Below are 19,118 nucleotides of genomic sequence, written 5' to 3' on the forward strand. Positions count from 1 at the left end.
GCTCAGCCCTCCCGCTCGGTGAGCGTGCGCCGCAGCACCTGTTTGGCGATCTTCCCGGTGGAGTTCAGCGGGAAGCTGGTGACGCGGTGCAGCTCCTTGGGTTTCTTGTAGGCGGCCAGCCGGTCCCGGCAGTGCGCCAGCAGCGCGGCCTCGTCCACTGACGCTCCACTGTGGACGGTGTAGGCGGCGACCACGCGCTGCCCCCAGTCCGGATCGGCCATGCCGACCACCGCGACCTCGTGCACGCCGGGCACTTCGGCCAGCACGTCCTCCACCTCGCGCGGGTAGATGTTGTACCCACCGGAGATGATCATGTCGCCCTTGCGGTCCACCAGCCACAGCCGTTCGGTCTCATCCAGCCGCCCGAGGTCGCCGGTGTGCAGCCAGCCCTCCCGGACGCTCTTGCCGAGGTCGGTGCGCCGCCCGGACTGCCAGTACCCGCGCATCACGTGCTCGCCCCTGGTGACCACCTCGCCGATCTCGCCCGGTGGCAGGTCGCGCCCGTCCTCGTCGACCACCCGCACCTCCACCCCGAACGCGGGCCGCCCGGCCGAGGTCAGCAGGTCCGGCTGCCTGCCGAGGCCGGCGGCGTGGTCGGCGGCGTCGAGCACGGTGACCGGCGGGATGGCCTCCACCAGGCCGTAGTACTGCACCAGGTTCGGCGTGATCCGGTCGTGCGCCTGCCGGATCTGCTCCGGCGGCATCGGCGCACCGGCGTAGCCGAGCATCTTCAGGCCGCGCATGGTCTTCCGGTCGCACTCGGGCAGGGCGAGCAGGCGGGCGATCATCGTGGGCACCAGCGCGGTGTGCGTGACCCCGCGCCGGGACACCGCCTCCAGCACCGCGGCCGGGTCCCACTGCGGCAGGATCAGCTGCGCCGCGCCGGAGACCAGGAAGGGCAGCACGAACAGGCCGCTGGTGTGCGTGATCGGCCCGGCGTGCAGGTAGGTGTCCGCGCCGCCGGGGATCTCGCCGAGCACGTCCGCGGTCATGTTCACCACGCTGGCCAGCCGGTTCCGGTGCGTGCGCTGCGCGCCCTTGGGCCGACCGGTGGTTCCCGAGGAATAGTTCAACGACACCAAGGCATCCGCGTCGGCCACGGTGGACGGCCAGCTCCCGGACGCTCCGGCGATCAGCTTCTCGTAGCCCAGTCCCGGCCCGTCGCCGATCACCACCACCCGCCCGGCCAGCCCGTCCCGCAGCGCCTCGGTGGACTCGGCGAAGCGGGCGTCGTAGATCAGCGCGGCGGCCCCGCAGTCCTCGGCGATGTGCTCCCAGTCCCTGGGGTGCAGCCGGTAGTTCAGCGCCACCCGCACCAGCCCGGCGGCGGCCAGCGCCAGATCCGTTTCCACGTAGGTGTTCTGGTTGGTCTGGAGGTCCAGCACCCGGTCACCCGCGGACAGGCCGAGTCCGCGCAACCCGTTGGCCAGCCGCGCCACCCGGTCCCCGAGCTGGGCGAAGCTCTGCCGCCCCTGCGGCCCGTCCAGCGCCGTCCGCGCGCCGAACCGCCGCGCGGCCCTGGCCACCACCCGTCCGACATCCACCTCAGTCAGCTCCTTCGGCCAGGTACACCGCGTCCAGCACCCGCACCCCGCGCGGCAGCACCGCCACCGGGTTGAGATCCACCTGCCCGCCCCAGCCCGCGACCAGCGCCGCCACCCGCACGACCAGGTCCACCAGAGCGTCCACATCGGACGGAGCCCGCCCGCGCACCCCGTGCAGCAGCGCGGCTCCCCGCAACTCGCCGAGCATCCGCCGCACCTCGGCCGCGTCCACCGGCAGCGGCGCGAGCACCACGTCGTCGAACACCTCAGCGAAGATCCCGCCCAGCCCCAACGCGAGCATCGGCCCACACGGCCCCGGCGCGACGCCCACCAGCATCTCCACCGCCCCGGTCACGAACTCCTCGACCAGCACCGTCCCGCCGAGCCCGGCCAGGCGCTGGTACTCGGCGGCCGCGGTCTCGGGCGTGACGTCCAGGACGACGCCACCGGCCTCGGTCTTGTGCACCAGGTCGGGCACCACGGCTTTGAGGACCGCGCGCCCGCCGACCTCGTGCACGGCGGCGACGGCGTCCTCGGCGGAGGTCGCCAGACGGCCGGTCGGGACGGGGATGCCGTGGGCGCGGAGCAGGGCTTTGAACTCGGCTTCGCTGGTGCCGCTGGGAGGGGACGGGCCGCCGCCGGGGGCAGGATTTTCGCGCCGAGCAGCCGCGGCGACCGTGGCTGGTTCGGTGGGGGCTGCCGAGACGGTGGCTGGTTCGGTCCCGGCTGCCGCGGCCATCGCCGGTTCGGTCCGGGGCGCCGCGACCCTGGTCGGTTCCGCCCCGGCCGTCACCACCACCGCCGCCGCTGCCGCCACCGCGCGCCCCGGCGTCGTGTAGACCGGAATCCCCGCCCGCCGCAGCTCCGCACCGGCCCCCGGCGCCAGGTGCTCGGCCCCGGTCCGCGCGACCAGCACCACCTTCCCGGTCGCCCGCCGCACCCGCGCCAGCCCGTCCGCGATCCCGGCCACATCCGACCCGGTCAGCACGCAGAAACACGCCAGCACCACGTCCACCGCCGGATCCGCGGCCACCACGTCCAGGCACCGCTGGAACAGCTCCGGCCGGGCCATCACCGCCGCCGTCACATCCACCGGGTTGTCCACCGACCCGTACGCCGGCACGACCTCCGCCAGCTCCGCGGTCGTGCGCGCGCTCAGCTCGGCCAGCCGCAACCCGCGCTGCGCCAAGGCATCCGCGGCCAGGATGCCCGAGCCGCCCGAGGTCGTCACCACCGCCACCCGGTCACCACTGGCGCGGGTCCCGGCGGCGAATGCCTCGCCCACGTCCAGTAGTTCGTCCACATCGGACACCCGGACGATCCCGTACCGGCGCAGCACCGCGTCGGTCACCCGGTCGTCGGTGGCCAGCGCCCCGGTGTGCGAGGCCACCGCCCGCGCGCCCGCCGCTGAGCTACCGGCTTTGAGCAGCGCCACCGGTTTGCCCGACTTGGCCAAGCGGCGCAACGAGTCCACGTCGGCCAGTGACTCGACATAGCCCAGCAGGCCGGTGCACTCCGGTTCCTCGGCCAGGGTGGCCAGCACCTCCAGCGCGGTCAGCTCGGCCTCGTTGCCGGTGCTCACCGCCCAGCCCAGGCCGAGCCCGCGCTCGAAGGCCAGGCTCACCGCGCCAAACCCCAGCGCCCCGCTCTGGCTCACCAGGGCCAGCGACCCCGGCACCAGTCGCGTGGTCGGGGCATCGAACAGTGGGCTGAACGAGGTGACCTGCCCCGTCGCGACTCCGACCGACCCGATGCAGTTCGGTCCCAAGATCCGCAGGCCACCGGCTTTCGCCTGCGCCACCAGGGTTTCCTGACGGCGAGCACCTTCCTCGCCGGTCTCGGCGAAGCCGGAGGAGCACACGATCGCCGCCTGGACCCCGGCGGCCAGGCAGTCCTCGATCGCGGCGGGCACCCGGTCCGCGGCCACCAGGATCATCGCCAGGTCGACCGGGCCGGGGCAGGCGGCGACCGTGGGGTAGGCGGGCAGGCCGAACAGCTCGGTGTGCTTCGGGTGCACGGGCAGGATGCGGCCCTGGTAGCCGTAGCGGCGCAGGAACTGCACCGGGCGGCCGCCCAGCGCGCCGGGCCGTTCGCTGGCGCCGACCACGGCGACCGAGCGGGCCGACCACAGCGCGGACAGCGGGTTGCGCATCACGGGCCGTCCGGGGTCCAGCGGGCGTGCTGGGTGCCCTGCGGGCCTTCGCGCACCAGGTCCAGGCGGGGTCGCGGGCCGTCGCTCCGGCCGGTCTGCGGCCTGCGGCGGCCGGCCCGGAACGGCAGCGGCCAGTCCGCGGCAGGCCCGACGTAGTCCTGTTCGGCTGCCGCGTGCAGTGTCCACTGTGGATCGTAGAGGTGCACGCGGCCCAGCGCGCACAGGTCGGCGCGGCCGGCCAGCAGGATCGAGTTGACGTCGTCGGCGGAGGAGATCGCGCCGACCGCGATCACCGCGATGCCATGCTTGCGGCCGACCTCGTTGCGGATGCGGTCGGCGAACGGGGTCTGGAAGCTGCGGCCGTAGGCGGGTTGCTCGGTGGAGACGACCTGGCCGGTGGAGACGTCGATGCCGGCCGCGCCGTGCCGGGCGAAGGCGTCCGCGATGAGCAGCGCCTCCTCGATGTCCACGCCGCCGTCGGCCCAGTCGGTGGCCGAGATGCGCACCGTCATCGGCCGTTCCACCGGCCAGGCCGCGCGCACCGCGTCGAAGACTTCGAGGGGGAAGCGCAGCCGGTTCTCCAGACTGCCGCCGTAGTCGTCGGTGCGCTGGTTGGTCAGCGGGGACAGGAAGGAGGAGAGCAGGTAGCCGTGCGCGCAGTGCAGTTCCAGCAGGTCAAAACCGGCTCTGGCGGCCGAGCGGGCGGCGTCGGCGAACTGTTCCCTGATCAGCATCAGCTCGGCGCGGTCCAGCTCGCGCGGCACCTGGTTGCCGGGCGCGTACGGCAGCGCGGAAGGACCGCAGACCGGCCAGTTGCCCTCGGGCAGCGGCTGGTCCATCCCCTCCCACATCAGCCTGGTGGAGCCCTTGCGGCCAGAGTGTCCTATTTGGACGCCGATCCGGGCGGTGCTGTTGGCGTGCACGAAGTCCACCACCCGCCGCCACCCGGCCTCGTGCTCCGGGCGGTACAAGCCAGCGCAGCCGGGCGTGATCCGGCCGGAGGCGGAGACGCACACCATCTCGGTCATCACCAGCCCGGCGCCGCCGAGTGCCTTGCCGCCCAGGTGCACCAGGTGGAAGTCGTTCGGGGTGCCGTCGACCGCGGAGTAGGTGTCCATGGGGGAGACCACGATCCGGTTCTTCAGCGCCAGCCCGCCGAGCCGGAACGGCTGGAACATCGGCGGCCGGACCTCGCCGCCGCCGGCGAACCAGGCGTCCGCCCCGGCCACGAACTCCGGGTCGCGCAGCCGCAGGTTGTCGTAGGTGACCCGGCGGCTGCGGGTGAGGATGTTGAAGGCGAACTGGGCCGGCTCCTGGTGGGTGTAGCAGCCCAGGTTCTCGAACCACTCCAGGCTGGCCTGCGCGGCCCGCTGGGTGGAGAGCACCACCGGCCGCCGCTCCGCCTCGTAGGCGGTCAGCGCCGAGTCCACTGTGGACTCCTCGTGCAGGCAGGCGGCCAGCGCGAGCGCGTCCTCCATGGCCAGCTTGGTGCCGGAGCCGATGGAGAAGTGCGCGGTGTGCGCGGCGTCGCCGAGCAGCACGATGTTGCCGTTGCGCCAGGTCTGGTTGCGCACGGTGCCGAAGGTGACCCAGCGGGAGTTGTTGGCGTAGAGCTCGTGCCCGTCCAGCACGTGCGCGAACATCTCGCGCAGCTGGGCGATCGAGCCCTCGTCGCTCTCCCCTGGCGCCAGGCCCTCGCGGTGGTGCTCGGCGAAACCGGCCCGCTGCCACACGTCCTCGTGCATCTCCACGATGAACGTGCTGCCCTTGGCGTCATAGGGATAGCCGTGGATCTGCATCACCCCGTGCGGGGTGTCCTCCACGTGGAACAGGAAGGCGGGGAACACCAGGTCGGTGCCCAGCCACATGTACCGGCAGCGCCGGGACTCCACGGTCGGCTGGAACACCTCGGCGTAGCGGGCGCGCACCGCGGAGTTCACCCCGTCCGCGGCGATCACCAGATCGTGCGTGGCGGCCAGCTCGGCCACATCCGGCGCGGGGGTGGACAGGTGCAGGCGCACGCCGACCTCGGCGCAGCGCTGGTGCAGCACCTGCAACAGCCGACGGCGGCTCATCGCGGCGAACCCGTGCCCGCCAGAGGTGATCACCTGGCCGCGGTAGTGCACGTCGATGTCGTCCCAGCGCGCGAACTCCCGCTGCATGGCCTGGTGGATCACCGGGTCGGCGTGCTCGATGCCGCCGAGGGTCTCATCGGAGAACACCACGCCGAAGCCGAAGGTGTCATCGGCGGCGTTGCGCTCCCACACGGTGATGTCGTGCTGTCCTAGCTGACGGGCGAGCGCGGCGAAGTAGAGCCCGCCTGGCCCACCACCGATAACCGCGATTCGCACCCGGCCAGGGTATGCTGCAATCCTGACGACCGTCAACAGAACGAAATGAGGCCGGGATGCGTTTCGCTCATCGGACGGTGGTGGTGACCGGCGGCGCCGGTGGGCTGGGCCGCGCGGTGTGCGCGGGGTTCGCCGCCGAGGGCGCCGCGGTCGCGGTGCTGGACCTGGCCGGTGCGGACGAGGTCGCGGCCGAGCTGACCGCGGGCGGCGCGGTGGCCGCCGGGTTCACCGTGGACGTCCGCGAGCGGGACCAGGTGGCCGGGGCGATGGCCGCGGTGCACCGGGAGCTGGACGGCCCGCACGTGCTCGTCGCGCTGGCCGGCGGCTCCCTCGGCACGCCACGGGACCTGGCCGACATCGAGCCTGCGCACCTGGACCTGGTGGTCGACGTGAACCTCAAGGGCACCTTCTACTGCTGCCAGGCCGCGCTGCCCTACCTCGCCGCGGCGGGCGACGGCGCGATCGTCACCACCTCCTCCATCGGCGGCCGCCAGCCCAGCCCGGTCACCGGCGTGCCCTACGCCGCCAGCAAGGCCGCCCTGGTCGGCCTGACCAAGCGGCTGGCCAAGGAGGCCGGTCCGGACGGCGTGCGGGTGAACGCGATCGCGCCCGGCCTGTTCCTCACCGACCGGTTGCAGGGCATGTTCGACAACCTCAGCCAGGCCGAGCGTGATGAGGTGCTGGACGCGATCCCGTTGCGCCGCATGCCAGAGCTGCGCGAGGCGGTGGACCCGATCCTGTTCCTGGCCTCGGCGCAGGCCTCCTACATCACCGGGGTGGTGCTGGACGTCAACGGCGGCCGGTTCATGCCTCTGTGAGGTTGCGCGTCACCGGCCAGCGGCGCAGGGCGGCGGGGAGCTCGAAGCCGTGTGGCTGCTCGGGGAAGTCGTGCACCGCGACCACCGCGCTGACCGGGATGGTGCCGAAGACGTGCGGGAACCACGGCGCGGCCGGGTTGTCCGGATCGCTGGAGGCGCGTTCCCACACCAGGTCCACGTCCAGCAGGTCCGGGTCGATCACCAGCAGCACCAGGTCGTCCCGGCCGCGGAAGAGCCGGTTCGCCGGCAGGTGCACCAGACCGAAGTCCGAGCAGTGCACAAAACCCTCGGCGGCGTACCCGGCCGGCTCGTGGCGGCCGGTTTCCTGAGCGGTGGCCCACTCGGCGCGGGAGCAGATGTGCAGGATCACCCGCCGATGATCCCAGAGTCCTGGGCGGCACGTTCGCGGAGCCGGAAACGTTGCAGCTTGCCGGTGGTGGTGCGGGGCAGCTCGGGCAGGAACTCGATCACCCTGGGGTACTTGTACGGCGCGATCACGCTCTTCACGAACTCCTGCAGCTCGGCGACCTTGGCCGCGTCCCCGGTCACGCCGGGGGTGAGCACCACGTAGGCGTGCACCACCATGCCGCGCTGCTCATCCGGCGCGCCGACCACCCCGCACTCCACCACCTCGGCGTGGCTGAGCAGCGCGTTCTCCACCTCCGGCCCGGCGATGTTGTAGCCGGAGGAGATGATCATGTCGTCGGTGCGGGCCTGGTACCAGAAGTAGCCGTCGGCATCGCGCAGGTAGGCGTCGCCGGTGAGGTTCCAGCCGTCCTGGACGTAGCTGAGCTGCCGCTCGTCGTCGAGGTAGCGGCAGCCGGTCGGCCCGCGCACGGCCAGCCGTCCGACCTCGCCGTCGGGCAGCGGCTTGCCGTCCTCATCCAGGATCTCCGCGCGGAAGCCGGGCACGGGTTTGCCGGTGGCGCCGGGCCGGATCTGCTCGTCGGCGGCGGAGATGAAGATGTGCAGCAGTTCGGTCGCGCCGATGCCCTCGATGATCCGCAGCCCGGTGCTGCGCTGGAACTCGTGCCACACCGCGCTGGGCAGCGCCTCCCCGGCCGAGACGCACCGCCGCAGCCCGCGTAATCGGTCCGCGTGCCCGGCGGCCAGGATGGCCCGGTAGGCGGTGGGCGCGGTGAACAGCACGGTCACCCCGTGCTCGCGCACCGCCTCGGCGAGCTGGGCGGGGGTGGCCCGTTCTAGCAGCAGGGTGGCCGCGCCGACGTGCAGCGGGAAGACCACCAGGCCGCCGAGGCCGAAGGTGAAGCCCAGCGGGGGAGTGCCGGTGAAGACGTCCTCGGCGGTGGGACGCAGCACGTGCCGGGCGAAGGTGTCGGAGTTGGCCAGCACGTCCCGGTGGAAGTGCAGGGTGGCCTTGGGGCGGCCGGTGGTGCCCGAGGTGAAGGCCAGCAGCGCCACATCGTCCGCCGCGGTCGGCACCGGCTCGAAGTCCACGGGCTTGGCCGCCGCCCGCGCGGTGAGGTCGTCCGGGCTGTCGCCGCCGTAGCTGACCGCCGGGATGTCCGCCTCCGCCAGCGCGTCCAGGAACCGGTTGTCGCACAGCGCGATCGCCGGCTTGGCGATCTCGGCGAGGGTGCGCAGTTCGCCCGCGCGCAGCAGCGGCATGGTGGTCACCGCGACCCCGCCCGCGCGCAGCACCGCGAACCAGCAGGCCACCAGCCACGGGTTGTTGGGGCCGCGCAGCAGCACCCGGTTGCCCGGCACCAGTCCCAGGTCCTCCACCAGCACCCTGGCCACCTGGTTCGCCCGGTCCCGCAGCTGCCCGTAGGTCCAGGTCTCGCCGCCGGGGGTGAGCAGGCACGGCCGGTCCGCGCCATGCCGGGCGATGGTGTCCTCCAGCAGGGCGACCGCGCAGTTCAGGCGGTCCGGGTAGACCAGCTCGGTCAGGGTGAACTCCAGCTCCGGCCACTGTTCGCGCGGCGGCAGGTGGTCGCGGCAGAACGTGTCGACGTGTGCTGAGCGGGACAGATCCACTGGCACGCACCTCGTCTCGGCGTCGGCGGGCTGCCCGGCCAGTATTCACCGTTCATGACGACAGTCAATAGGCCGACATACGCATCGACACGATATCGTTTGCTGGTGACCACCCTGGTTGACCTGTCCGAAGTGGACGGGGGAGCGGCGGACGCGCAGTCCGCGCAACCCCGGCAGCTGATCGTCACCGTGTACGGCCTGTACGCCCGCGAGGTCGGCGGCTGGCTGTCGGTGGCCGCCCTGATCCGCCTGCTGGGCGAGCTGGGCGTGGACGAACCGGCGGTCCGCTCCTCCATCTCCCGCCTCAAGCGCCGCGGCATCCTGGACGCCTCCCGGGTCGGCGGCGCGGCCGGTTACGCCCTCTCCGAGCAGGCCAGACTCATCCTCCGCGAGGGCGACCACCGCATCTTCGAGCGCCCCCGCCCCACCCTGGCCGACGGCTGGGTGCTGGCGGTCTTCTCCGTCCCGGAGTCCGAACGCCAGAAGCGCCACACCCTGCGCTCCCAGCTCACCCGCCTGGGCTTCGGCAACACCGCCCCCGGTGTCTGGATCGCCCCCGCCCACCTGCAAGCGGAGACCGCCGAGGTCCTCACCCGCCTCGGCCTGTCCGCCTACGTCGACCTCTTCCGCGCCGACCACCTGGGCTTCGCCACCCTGCGGGACAAGGTCGCCACCTGGTGGGACCTCCCCGCCCTGCAAGCCCTCTACACCGAGTTCCTCACCGCCCACGGCCCCCTGGCCGCCCGCTGGCGCCGCCGCCGCACAGTCCCGCCGGCCGAGGCCTTCACTGACTACGTCCGCCTGCTCACCGCCTGGCGCCGCCTCCCCTACCTGGATCCGGGCCTGCCCGCCGAACTCCTCCCCACCGACTGGCCCGGCACCGAGGCAGCCGACCTGTTCGCCACCCTGCAAGCCAAACTGGCCCCAGCAGCCCACGAACACGCCCAGTCCCGCCTCAGCCGCTGACCGCCCACGAGGCCCGCGCTCAGTGCCCGGTCACGCCATCCGTCCGCTCCCGTAACAGGTCCGCGTGCCCGCAGTGCCGCGCATACTCCGCGATCATGTGCACCAGCACCCGCCGCAAGACCAACGGCCGCCCGGTAGCCAGGTGCACCCCGGTGTCGTCCAACGCATGCGCCGCCACGATCTCCCGGGACACCGCCACCTCCGCCCGCCACTGCGCGAACGCCTCGTCCACATCCCCGTCCAGGCAATCGAAGTCCTGACTGGGCTCCTCATCCGAGTAGTGCAGGTGCGGCACCTCCCGCCCCGCGAACTGCATCTGGAACCACCACCGCTCCGCTCCCGCCAGGTGTCGCAGAATCCCGTGCAGGGTCAGCGACGAGGGCGGAATCTGGGCGTGCGAAAGGGCTTCCGGTCGGACGCCCCGGCATTTCAGCTCGAAGGTGGCGCGGTGCCAGTCGAGATAGGCGGTGAGGATCTCGCGTTCGGAACCGTCGAGTGGGAGTGGGGCGCGGGGGTCGTCGGGCCAGTTGGGGGAGACGTGCGCGGGCTGGGTGAGTGCCATGCCCAGGAGCGTGCCACGCCCCACTGACACCGGCCGCCCAGCGAACTCGCGTCCGCGACGCGACCGAAACGCAGGGGCAAGGCCCGCAAACGCTGTCTCAACGGCGACCATCGGGCGAGGCGCGGGCACGCACGTCCCAACAGCGACCGCAGGGCAAAGCCCGCGAACCCATGCCCCAACCGCGACCGCACGGGCGAAGCCCGGCGAACCAGCAGCCGGTGTGGCTTTTCAAACGTCCACCGAGTCTTGAGGTTCCCCATGCCCGTCAACCTGGAGACATCGCACCACATCCCAGCGAGCAGACGCTCACAGCAACCGCCGTCAACCCCAAGCAGCGCAACGGCGGCTGCTCGCTGGGATGTGGTTCGATTTCGGAAGGTTGACGGGCATGGGGAACCTCAAGACCAAGCCTGCGTCCTTTGCCTTTCCCCCATGCTTTGATCTCTGCCCGTCCGGCGAGGACGCCTGTAGCTCTTGACCTTCGTCCTTGCCCCTACGGCAAAACAGCAACCCCTTGCAGCTCAACCACAGCCTCCCGATCCCACAACCGAGAAACCCCAACCGCCGCCATCGCCGGATAACTCCCACCCACCAGCTCGCGCCACACCACCCCGATCTCCTTGGCGCGCCGCTTGTAGTCATCAACATCCGTCAAATAAACCGTCAACGAAGCCAACTGATCCGCCGACCCACCCGCAGCCCGCAACGCCACCAACAGATTCCCCAAGGCCTGCCTGAACTGCCCCACCACGTCCCCGCCAACAACTTTCCCGTCAGCATCCAACGCGGTCTGCCCAGCCAGATGCACGATCCGGCTCCCAGTAGTCACCACCGCATGGCTGAACCCCGACGGCTTGGCAAGCTCGACCGGATTGACGCGTTCCTGGCTCACGACTGCACCGTCCCACCGTCGATGTTCAAGCCCTGCCCGGTAAATCCCGCACTCGCCACACAAAAAGCCACCGCATCCGCAATCTCATCCGGCGTGATCATCCGCCCGATCGGCTGTTTCGCCGCCAACTGCGCCCGGACCTCATCCTCCGGCCGCCCGGTCCGCGCCGCCACCGCCGCCACCGTCCGATCCGTCATCGGCGTATCCACGTAAGCGGGACAGATCGCGTTCACCGTAACCCCGGTCTTCGCCAACTCCGCCGCCGCCGACCGAACCAACCCCAGCACCCCGTGCTTCGCCGCCGTATAAGCAGCGATGTGCGACTCACCCTGCTTCGCCGCGGTACTCGCGATCGCGATCAACCGCCCCCACCCCGCCGACCGCATCGCGGGAACGGCCCGCCGAAAACACTGGAACGGCGCGGTCAGGTTCAAAGCGAGAGTGGTCGACCACTCACTGTCCGAGATCCGGTGCAACGGCGCGGCGGTGCCCGACCCGGCGTTCGCCACCAGGATCTCCACCGGTGACCAGGCCGCCTCCACCGCGTCGAACAGCGAGTCCGCCGCGCCCGGCTCGGTGAGGTCCGCGGGCAGCACCAGTGACTCCCCGGGCAGCGACGCCGCCACCGCCCGCAGTTCAGCCTCGTTGCGCGCGGTCAGCGCCACCCGGTGCCCGTCAGCCGACAACCGCCGGGCCACGGCCGTGCCGATGCCCCGGCCGGCCCCGGTGACCAGGGCGATACGTGCGATCACCGGCAAAGCTTGTCAAACGTTGGTGACGACCGTCAAGATAGCGACATATGGACGCCTATCTGCTCGATGCCGTGCGCACCCCGTTCGGCCGCCACCGCGGCGGGCTGGCCGGTGTCCGGGTCGACGACCTGGCCGCCCTGCCCATCGCCGAGCTGCTCCGCCGCAACCCGGGCCTGGAACCGGCGCTGGTGGACGAGGTGGTCTACGGCAACACCAACGGCGCGGGCGAGGAGAACCGCAACATCGGGCGGATGGCCGCGCTGCTGGCCGGACTGCCGGTGACCGTGCCCGGCGTGACCGTCAACCGGCTCTGCGCCTCGGGCGGCGAAGCGATGGTGCAGGCCGCGCGACTGCTCGCCGTGGGCGCGGGCCGGGTGGTGATCGCCGGGGGTGTGGAGGGCATGTCCCGGGCCCCGTTCGTGGTGCCGCGCCCGGACGAAGTGCTGCCGCAGCGGATGGAGATGGTGTCCACCGCGCTGGGCTGGCGGCTGGTCAACCCCAGGTTCCCCGCCGAGTGGACCGCGAGCCTGGGCGCCTGCGCCGAACAGGTCGCCGCGGAGCTCGGCATCGGCCGCGCGGCCCAGGACGACTGGGCACTGCGCTCGCACCAGCTGGCCGCCACCGCCTGGGACCAGGGCTGGCACGACTGGGTCCTGCCGGTGGCGGACGTGACCAGGGACGAGGCGCTGCGACCGGACACCTCGGCCGCCGCGCTCGCCCGGCTGCGCCCGGCCTTCAGCGCCGAGGGCGCGGTCACCGCGGGCAACTCCTCCCCGCTCTCCGACGGCGCGCTGGCCACCCTGATGGGCACCCGCGAGGCCGCCGCCGAGCTCGGACTGACCCCGCTGGCCCGGATCAGGGACAGCGCCGTCGCGGCCACCGACCCGCACCGCTTCGCCGTTGCCCCGGTCCCGGCCATCCTCACCCTGCTGCGCCGCAACGCCTTGTCCGCCAAGGACATCGCCCGCTGGGAGATCAACGAGGCGTTCGCCGCCATGGTGCTGTCCACAATGGACCAACTGGCGGCGGAGGGCTGTCCGCTGGAGGCTGGGCTGGTCAACCCGGACGGCGGCGCGATCGCCCTGGGCCACCCGCTGGGCGCCTCGATGCCGCGCGCGATCGTGGACTGCGCGCGTGGCCTGCGGCGACGTGGCGGCGGCCTGGGCGTGGTCGCGGCCTGCATCGGAGTCGGGCAGGGCATGGCCGTGCTCGTCGAGACGGACTGAGAGGACGAGTCGTGCGCATCGAGGACTTCACCGACGTCGGCTACACCGTGGAAGAGGACAACCACGCGGTGATCACCATCAACCGGCCGGAGCGGATGAACTCCTTCCGCGGCCGCACGGTGGACGAGCTGATCGCGGCGTTCAAGCACGCCTGGGCGGACAAGCGGGTGGCCGCGATCATCCTCACCGGCGCGGGGGAGAAGGCCTTCTGTGCCGGCGGCGATGTCAAGGAACGCGCCGAGACCGGTAGTTACGGTGAGACCGAGTGGGGCACCTTCGAGATCGAGCGGCTGCACCGGATCATCCGGGACGTGCCCAAGCCGGTGATCGCCGCGGTCAACGGCGTCGCGGTCGGCGGCGGCCACGTGCTGCACGTGCTCTGCGACCTGACCGTGGCCGCCGAGCACGCCCGCTTCGGCCAGTCCGGGCCCAGGGTCGGCTCCTTCGACGCCGGGTTCGGCTCGGCCTACCTGGCCAGGGTGGTGGGGGAGAAGCGGGCCCGGCAGATCTGGTTCCTGCTGGACCTCTTCGACGCGCACACCGCCGAGCGCTGGAACCTGGTCAACCAGGTGGTCCCGGCCGCCGAGCTGCTGGACACCGCCCGCGCCTGGGCGCGCAAGATCGGCTCCTACTCACCGACCGCGCTGCGCTTCCTCAAGCACTCCTTCAACGCCGACACCGACCACATCGGCGGCCTCTCGCACCTGGCCTTCGACGGGCTTGAGCTGTTCACCGAGACGCCGGAGGGCAGGGAGGGCGCGGCCGCGTTCGCGGAGAAGCGGGCCCCGGACTTCAAGCCGTACCGCTGAGCCGCGCGGCCAGCCCGTCCAGCAGCACCTGCACGCCCAGCTCGAACAGCGCCTCCCCGGTCAGCTCCCGATAGGCCGGGGCCACCCGTGCCAGGTGCGGAAAGCCTTCCGGCGGGCTGAGTCCGGCGCGCGGGGCCGTGCCCGTCCTGCGGTCGTCCTCGGCGGCGGAGGCGAGCACGTGGTCGGCCAGCAGCACCGAGATCGCGGCCGTGTCGGTGGGGGAGAAGCCGGCGTCCAGCAGGATCCGGGTGGTGGTCTCGATGTGCCCCAGCCGGTGCGGGCCGCGCGGCGGCCGGGCGCGCAGCAGCTGCGCGGCATCGCGGTGTGATCGCAACAGCGCGCGGAACTGGCGCAGTCCGGTGGCCAGCTGCTCCCGCCAGGGCAGCGACTCGTCGATGTCGAAGGCCTCCGCGCAGATCGCCTCGGCCACCAGGTCAAGCAGCTCGTCCTTGTTGCGCACGTGCCAGTACAGCGTCGGCGACTGGACGCCCAGCTCGGCGGCCAGCTTCCGGGTGCTCAGCCCGGCCAGGCCGTGCTCGTCCAGCAGCCGCCGCCGCGAGCGCGATCATCGGCTCGCTGGCCTACGTCGCGCTCACCCTGGTGCACGGCTTCCTGCCCGGCACCGCGCACGAGCTGGCCGGACACGTGCTCGGCCGGGACTGGCGGGCCATCCACCTGGGCACGATCCTGGCCCTGCTGCTGTGGGTGTTCGCCTTCACCGCGGTCGGCTCGCTGATCACCACCGGTCCCGGCGCGCTGCTGGCCCGCTTCGCCCAGCTCGCCGAGGCCAGTGCGCATGGCGGGCACGCCGACCGGGCGCAGGCGATGGCCGGGCTGGACCTGCTGTTCCGGGCCGTGGTCGGCTCCACCACCATGCTGGTGCAGCTGTGGGTGCTGGGACTGGGGATCGCCTGGTGGCGTCAGTCGCTCGGCTCGGTCACCGGCCGCCAGTCCACCGGGGTGGACAGGACCATCGCGCTGGAGGTCTCGCCGTAGGTGGCCAGCCGCTCCAGCAGGCGTTCCAGGGCCCGGATGGAGGCGGCGGCGACCTTGACCACCGAGCAGATGTCGCCGGTCAGCCGCACCACCTCCAGCACCTCGGGGCAGTCGTCGAGCAGCTCGGGGTGCACGGTGATGCAGCGCGCGCCGTAGCACTTCATCCGCACCAGCGCGATCACCGGCCGCCCGGCCGCGGTCGGGTCCACCCGCGCGTGGTACCCGGCGATCACGCCGAGCTGCTCCAGCCTGCGCACCCGCTGCGCCACCGTGGGTGGCGAGACGTGCACCCGGCGCGACAGTTCGTTGTAGGACAGGCGCGCGTCCGCCTGCAGCGCCTCCAGCAGCGCCCAGTCCACCTTGTCCAGCTCCGAGTTCACGAACGTGAGCCTAAGCGCAGCAACCGGTTTCGAACGCAAGGCACGGCCGCTGGATTCGATCCCGCCGCCCATTCCGGTTTGCCGGGGACAGCGATGGAATGGAGGTCTGCCACGAAGGGAGGAACCATGACCGAAACCGGCGGCTGTCCGATCATGGCCGAGCCGAAGCTGGACTTCGGCGGCACCACCCCGTACGAAGACTATGTGCACGCATCGGTGCTGCATTCCTTGCAGCAGCGCTGGTCCAGCGACCCCGGCGAGATGTCCTTCCTGGTCATCACGCAGATCATGGAGCTCTACTTCGGACTGCTGTGCTTCGAGTGGCGGCAGGCGCAGACCGAGATGCGCGCCGACGACCTGGACTCCACGGTGCGCACCCTGCACCGCAGCGTGCTGCACGTGCAGGGCCTCAACGCGGCCTGGCGCTCCATCGCCAGGATGACGCCGGAGGAGTTCAACGCCTTCCGCGCCAACCTGGGTGAGGGCTCCGGGTTCCAGTCCGGGATGTACCGGCACGTGGAGTTCCTGCTCGGGGAGAAGTCCGCCTCGTTGATCGTGCCGCACCGCGCGGTGCCCGCGATGCACGCCGAACTGGAGGCGGCGCTGGCCAAGCCCAGCCTCTACGACGACGCGCTGGCCCTGCTGCACCGGCGCGGCTACGCGGTGCCGCGTTCGGCCCTGGAACGCGACTTCACCCAGCCGTACCAACCGGATCCCGAGGTGGAGAAGGTCTGGACGCTGATCTACTCCGACCGCGCCGAGCACCACGACGAGCAGCGACTGGGCGAGGTGCTCACCGACATCGCCGAGGAGTTCGCCCGCTGGCGCTACGACCACCTGCTGGCCACCCGCCGCGCGATGGGCGCCAAGGTCGGCACCGGCGGCTCGGCCGGGGTGGCCTGGCTGGAGAAACGCGTGCAGCGCACCGTCTTCCCCGAGCTGTGGACCGCGCGCAGCTACGTCTGAGGCTGGAGGAAACATGAGTTTGGCCGACACGGCACGGAAACTGGACGCGCTGGACCCGATCGCGCACTGCCGGGACGAGTTCGACCTGGACCCGGAAGTGGTCTACCTCAACGGGAACTCCCTCGGCGCGCTGCCCAGCGCGGTCGCGCCGCGGCTGGCCGAGGTGGTCAACGAGCAGTGGGGCCGCAGGCTGATCCGCGGCTGGGGCGAGGGCTGGTGGCGCGCGCCGGAACGCATCGGCGACCGGATCGCGCCGCTGGTGGGCAGCGCGCCCGGTCAGGTGGTGGTCGGCGACTCCACCAGCGTCAACCTGTTCAAGGCCCTGGTGGCCGCGATCCGGCTCAACCCCGGCCGCCCGGAACTGCTGGTGGACGCCGCGACCTTCCCCACCGACGGCTACATCGCCGAGTCGGTGGCCCGCCTCACCGGGGTGGAGATCAGGCAGGTCCCGATGCCCGAGGCGGCGGAGGCGGTCAGCGAGCGCACCGCGGTGCTGCTGGCCAACCACGTCGACTTCCGCTCCGGCGTGCTGCACGACATGGGCGCGATCACCGAGGCCGCACACCGGGTCGGCGCGCTGGTGGTCTGGGACCTGTGCCACAGCGTGGGCGCGCTGCCGGTGGAGCTGGACGCGCACCAGGTCGACCTGGCGGTGGGCTGCACCTACAAGTTCCTCAACGGCGGGCCGGGCGCGCCCGCGTTCCTCTATGTGCCGCAACGACTCCAGGCCGGTTTTGACCAGCCGCTGTCGGGCTGGTGCGGGCACGCGGACCCGTTCGCGATGGCCGCGGGTTACACCCCGGACGCCGGCGTCACCCGCGGCCGCACCGGCACCCCGGACATCCTGTCCATGCTGGCCCTGGACGCCGCACTCGACGTCTGGGACAAGACCAGCATCGCCGAGGTGCGCACGAAGGGCTTGCGGCTCACCGACTTCTTCCTGTCCTGTGTGGACGAACTGCTCGGCGACCGGGTCACCGTGCGCACCCCGCGCACCGAGAACCGGGGCAACCACATCGCGCTGTCGGTGCCCGAGGCCGGTCAGGTGATGAAGGAGCTGATCTCCCGCGAGGTGATCGGCGACTACCGGCCGCCGGACGTGCTGCGCTTCGGCTTCGCCCCGCTCTACGTCCGCTACACCGACGCGCTCACCGCGGTCCAGGTCATCGCCGACGTGCTCTGAGGGACTTGCCGCTTCGGCAACGAAATTTGCCGCCAGTGTCGGGGTGGGCGCAGGGTGGGTGGCATGGACGAGAAGTACTGGGACACGCTCTACCGCGAGCGGGAGCAGGTGTTCAGCGGCGCGGCCAACGGCGTGCTGGTGACCGAGATCGAGGGTCAGCCGCCGGGCCGCGCCCTGGACGTGGGCGCCGGCGAGGGCGGCGACGCGCTCTGGCTGGCCGAGCAGGGCTGGCAGGTCACCGCCGCCGACATCTCCTCGGTCGCGCTGGCCAAGGTGGCCGCCGCCGCGCAGGCCAGGGGCTGGTCGGTGGACACCCTGCACCTGGACCTGGCAGGAGCCGCCCCGCCGCCTGCCGCCTTCGACCTGGTCACCGCGAGCTTCCTGCCGCTGTTCAAGGCCAACGGCACCGCCCCGCTGCGCGCGCTGGCCGAGGCAGTGGCCCCCGGCGGCACGCTGCTGGTGACCAACCACCACTTCGACGAGGTCGGCGACCACGAGGGCCACGACGGACGGGCGGTGCGGATGGCCGACTTCTACCGGCCGGCCGACTTCCGGCCGCTGCTGGACGAGGGCTGGCAGGTGGTGGTCGATGAGCTCCGGCCGCGCCCGGAACCGCTGCCCGCGGACGCGCGGCACACCAAGGACCTGGTGTTCAAGGCGGTCCGCCTCAGGTGGTGAGGTCGGCGAGGGCCTTGAGCACCGAGGGCCAGGCCGCCGACTCCGGGTCGATCACGCCGTAGTGGCCCTCGCCGGGCAGTTCCCGCAGCTCAGTGGGATCGCCGGAGGCGACCGCGGTGGCCGCGTAGGAGCGGCTGACCTCCGGCGGCACCCACGGGTCGGCCAGGCCGTGCAGCAGGATGCCGCGCACCCCGGTGGGCACCAGCCGGGTCGGGTCGGCCGCGGCGTAACGCTCCCAGTGGGCGTCCGGCTGACCGCCGAGCAACCCGGCCACCGCCCCGTCACCCAGGTTCTCCTCGTTGGCCAGCACCAGGTCCAGCACCCCGGCCAGGGACAGCACACCCCGGATCGCCGGGCGGCGCGGCAGGTGCCACGGGTTGTGCGCGGGCAGCCGGTGCCTGCTGGCCGCCCACATCGCCAGGTGCCCGCCCGCGGAATGACCGAGCAGAACCACCCGAACGGGATCGGCCGACGCGCCGAGCAGGCCGGGCAGCGCGTCGATCGCGGCCGCCACGTCGTCCAGGGTGCCGGGCCAGCCACCCTCGGCCTGACCCACCCGGTGGTACTCGATCGTGGCCACCAGGTAGCCCTCGTCGGCCAGCGCGGCGCACATCGGCCCGGTGTGCGTGCGGTCGTACTCGGCGAGCCAGAAACCGCCGTGCACCACCACGATCACCGGGTGCGGGCCCTCGGCCACCGGGTACCGGAGGTCGATCACCCGGTCCGGTCCGGGGCCGTAGCGCAGCACCCGGTCGGGGGCGGGCGCGGGGCGGGTCAGCACGTCACGCGAGTCGGCCACGCGGCGACGCTAACACCGCCGGTCAAGGGAGTATGGGAGGCTGGCT

Annotated in this window: 19 protein-coding genes; 8 read left to right on the top strand and 11 right to left on the bottom strand. The window is 72.1% G+C overall.

What is annotated here, in order from left to right; all coding sequences use genetic code 11:
* Positions 1-2 precede the first annotated feature (2 nt).
* From M8C13_RS16725 to M8C13_RS16745, 3 genes are read right to left on the bottom strand one after another with little or no spacing between them, the layout of a single operon-like run.
* A complete protein-coding gene (locus tag M8C13_RS16725) occupies positions 3-1,544 on the bottom strand; it encodes a class I adenylate-forming enzyme family protein (RefSeq protein WP_252481530.1) in 1,542 nt (513 codons plus the stop codon).
* A 1-nt stretch (position 1,545) separates the two neighbouring features.
* Positions 1,546-3,696, bottom strand: a complete 2,151-nt coding sequence (locus tag M8C13_RS45070) for an acetate--CoA ligase family protein (protein ID WP_305883964.1) — start codon at positions 3,694-3,696, stop codon at positions 1,546-1,548.
* Entirely contained in the window at positions 3,696-6,047 is a 2,352-nt protein-coding gene (locus tag M8C13_RS16745) for a bifunctional salicylyl-CoA 5-hydroxylase/oxidoreductase (RefSeq protein ID WP_252481531.1), read from the bottom strand. Before M8C13_RS16745 ends, M8C13_RS45070 begins: the two co-directional genes overlap by 1 nt.
* Positions 6,048-6,103: 56 nt before the next feature.
* On the opposite strand from M8C13_RS16745, the gene M8C13_RS16750 reads away from it, so the two are divergent.
* Positions 6,104-6,865, top strand: coding sequence for an SDR family NAD(P)-dependent oxidoreductase (locus M8C13_RS16750; RefSeq protein WP_252481532.1), 762 nt, complete (start codon positions 6,104-6,106; stop codon positions 6,863-6,865).
* On the opposite strand, the gene M8C13_RS16755 is transcribed toward M8C13_RS16750, so the two are convergent.
* Positions 6,852-7,235 carry a DUF952 domain-containing protein gene (locus M8C13_RS16755; RefSeq protein WP_252481533.1) on the bottom strand — a complete coding sequence of 128 codons (384 nt, stop codon included), beginning with the start codon at positions 7,233-7,235 and terminating at the stop codon, positions 6,852-6,854. The two genes, M8C13_RS16750 and M8C13_RS16755, sit on opposite strands and share 14 nt — an antisense overlap.
* Positions 7,232-8,863, bottom strand: a complete 1,632-nt coding sequence (locus tag M8C13_RS16760) for an AMP-binding protein (protein ID WP_252481534.1) — start codon at positions 8,861-8,863, stop codon at positions 7,232-7,234. Before M8C13_RS16760 ends, M8C13_RS16755 begins: the two co-directional genes overlap by 4 nt.
* 105 nt (positions 8,864-8,968) lie before the next feature.
* On the opposite strand from M8C13_RS16760, the gene M8C13_RS16765 reads away from it, so the two are divergent.
* A complete protein-coding gene (locus M8C13_RS16765) occupies positions 8,969-9,829 on the top strand; it encodes a PaaX family transcriptional regulator C-terminal domain-containing protein (protein WP_252481535.1) in 861 nt (286 codons plus the stop codon).
* Positions 9,830-9,848: 19 nt separating this feature from the next.
* Here the strand turns inward: M8C13_RS16765 and M8C13_RS16770 are convergent, their stop codons facing one another.
* The 3 genes from M8C13_RS16770 to M8C13_RS16780 form a co-directional block, all read right to left on the bottom strand.
* Positions 9,849-10,391: a DinB family protein gene (locus M8C13_RS16770; RefSeq protein ID WP_252481536.1), complete on the bottom strand. Its 543-nt coding sequence runs from the start codon at positions 10,389-10,391 to the stop codon at positions 9,849-9,851.
* A 493-nt stretch (positions 10,392-10,884) separates the two neighbouring features.
* Entirely contained in the window at positions 10,885-11,283 is a 399-nt protein-coding gene (locus M8C13_RS16775; RefSeq protein ID WP_252481537.1) for a RidA family protein, read from the bottom strand.
* Positions 11,280-12,035: an SDR family NAD(P)-dependent oxidoreductase gene (locus M8C13_RS16780; protein ID WP_252481731.1), complete on the bottom strand. Its 756-nt coding sequence runs from the start codon at positions 12,033-12,035 to the stop codon at positions 11,280-11,282. Before M8C13_RS16780 ends, M8C13_RS16775 begins: the two co-directional genes overlap by 4 nt.
* A 47-nt stretch (positions 12,036-12,082) precedes the next feature.
* On the opposite strand from M8C13_RS16780, the gene M8C13_RS16785 reads away from it, so the two are divergent.
* Both M8C13_RS16785 and M8C13_RS16790 read left to right on the top strand, forming a co-directional pair.
* Positions 12,083-13,261, top strand: coding sequence for a thiolase family protein (locus tag M8C13_RS16785; RefSeq protein ID WP_252481538.1), 1,179 nt, complete (start codon positions 12,083-12,085; stop codon positions 13,259-13,261).
* A gap of 11 nt (positions 13,262-13,272) precedes the next feature.
* The gene (locus tag M8C13_RS16790; protein WP_252481539.1) at positions 13,273-14,070 is read left to right on the top strand and encodes an enoyl-CoA hydratase-related protein; all 798 of its coding nucleotides are present in this window, start codon (positions 13,273-13,275) and stop codon (positions 14,068-14,070) included.
* On the opposite strand, the gene M8C13_RS16795 is transcribed toward M8C13_RS16790, so the two are convergent.
* Positions 14,054-14,617, bottom strand: a complete 564-nt coding sequence (locus M8C13_RS16795) for a TetR/AcrR family transcriptional regulator C-terminal domain-containing protein (protein ID WP_308202812.1) — start codon at positions 14,615-14,617, stop codon at positions 14,054-14,056. The two genes, M8C13_RS16790 and M8C13_RS16795, sit on opposite strands and share 17 nt — an antisense overlap.
* A 53-nt stretch (positions 14,618-14,670) precedes the next feature.
* Here M8C13_RS16795 and M8C13_RS16800 point away from each other — a divergent pair, with 53 nt between their 5' ends.
* Positions 14,671-15,066: a hypothetical protein gene (locus tag M8C13_RS16800; protein WP_252481541.1), complete on the top strand. Its 396-nt coding sequence runs from the start codon at positions 14,671-14,673 to the stop codon at positions 15,064-15,066.
* Here the strand turns inward: M8C13_RS16800 and M8C13_RS16805 are convergent.
* Positions 14,991-15,446, bottom strand: coding sequence for an Lrp/AsnC family transcriptional regulator (locus M8C13_RS16805; protein WP_252481542.1), 456 nt, complete (start codon positions 15,444-15,446; stop codon positions 14,991-14,993). The genes M8C13_RS16800 and M8C13_RS16805 overlap by 76 nt on opposite strands.
* A gap of 126 nt (positions 15,447-15,572) precedes the next feature.
* Here M8C13_RS16805 and M8C13_RS16810 point away from each other — a divergent pair, with 126 nt between their 5' ends.
* The 3 genes from M8C13_RS16810 (at position 15,573) to M8C13_RS16820 (ending at position 18,273) form a co-directional block, all read left to right on the top strand.
* The gene (locus M8C13_RS16810; protein WP_252481543.1) at positions 15,573-16,412 is read left to right on the top strand and encodes a tryptophan 2,3-dioxygenase; all 840 of its coding nucleotides are present in this window, start codon (positions 15,573-15,575) and stop codon (positions 16,410-16,412) included.
* Between the two features lie 13 nt (positions 16,413-16,425).
* Complete coding sequence (gene kynU, locus M8C13_RS16815; protein WP_252481544.1) at positions 16,426-17,595, top strand: kynureninase; 1,170 nt, start codon at positions 16,426-16,428, stop codon at positions 17,593-17,595.
* Between the two features lie 63 nt (positions 17,596-17,658).
* On the top strand, positions 17,659-18,273 hold the full coding sequence (locus tag M8C13_RS16820) for a bifunctional 2-polyprenyl-6-hydroxyphenol methylase/3-demethylubiquinol 3-O-methyltransferase UbiG (RefSeq protein ID WP_252481545.1): 615 nt from the start codon (positions 17,659-17,661) through the stop codon (positions 18,271-18,273).
* Here the strand turns inward: M8C13_RS16820 and M8C13_RS16825 are convergent.
* Positions 18,263-19,072, bottom strand: coding sequence for a S9 family peptidase (locus M8C13_RS16825; protein ID WP_252481546.1), 810 nt, complete (start codon positions 19,070-19,072; stop codon positions 18,263-18,265). The genes M8C13_RS16820 and M8C13_RS16825 overlap by 11 nt on opposite strands.
* Positions 19,073-19,118: the final 46 nt, after the last annotated feature.

Origin of the sequence: Crossiella sp. SN42 (assembly GCF_023897065.1) — a bacterium.
Classification (GTDB): domain Bacteria; phylum Actinomycetota; class Actinomycetes; order Mycobacteriales; family Pseudonocardiaceae; genus Crossiella.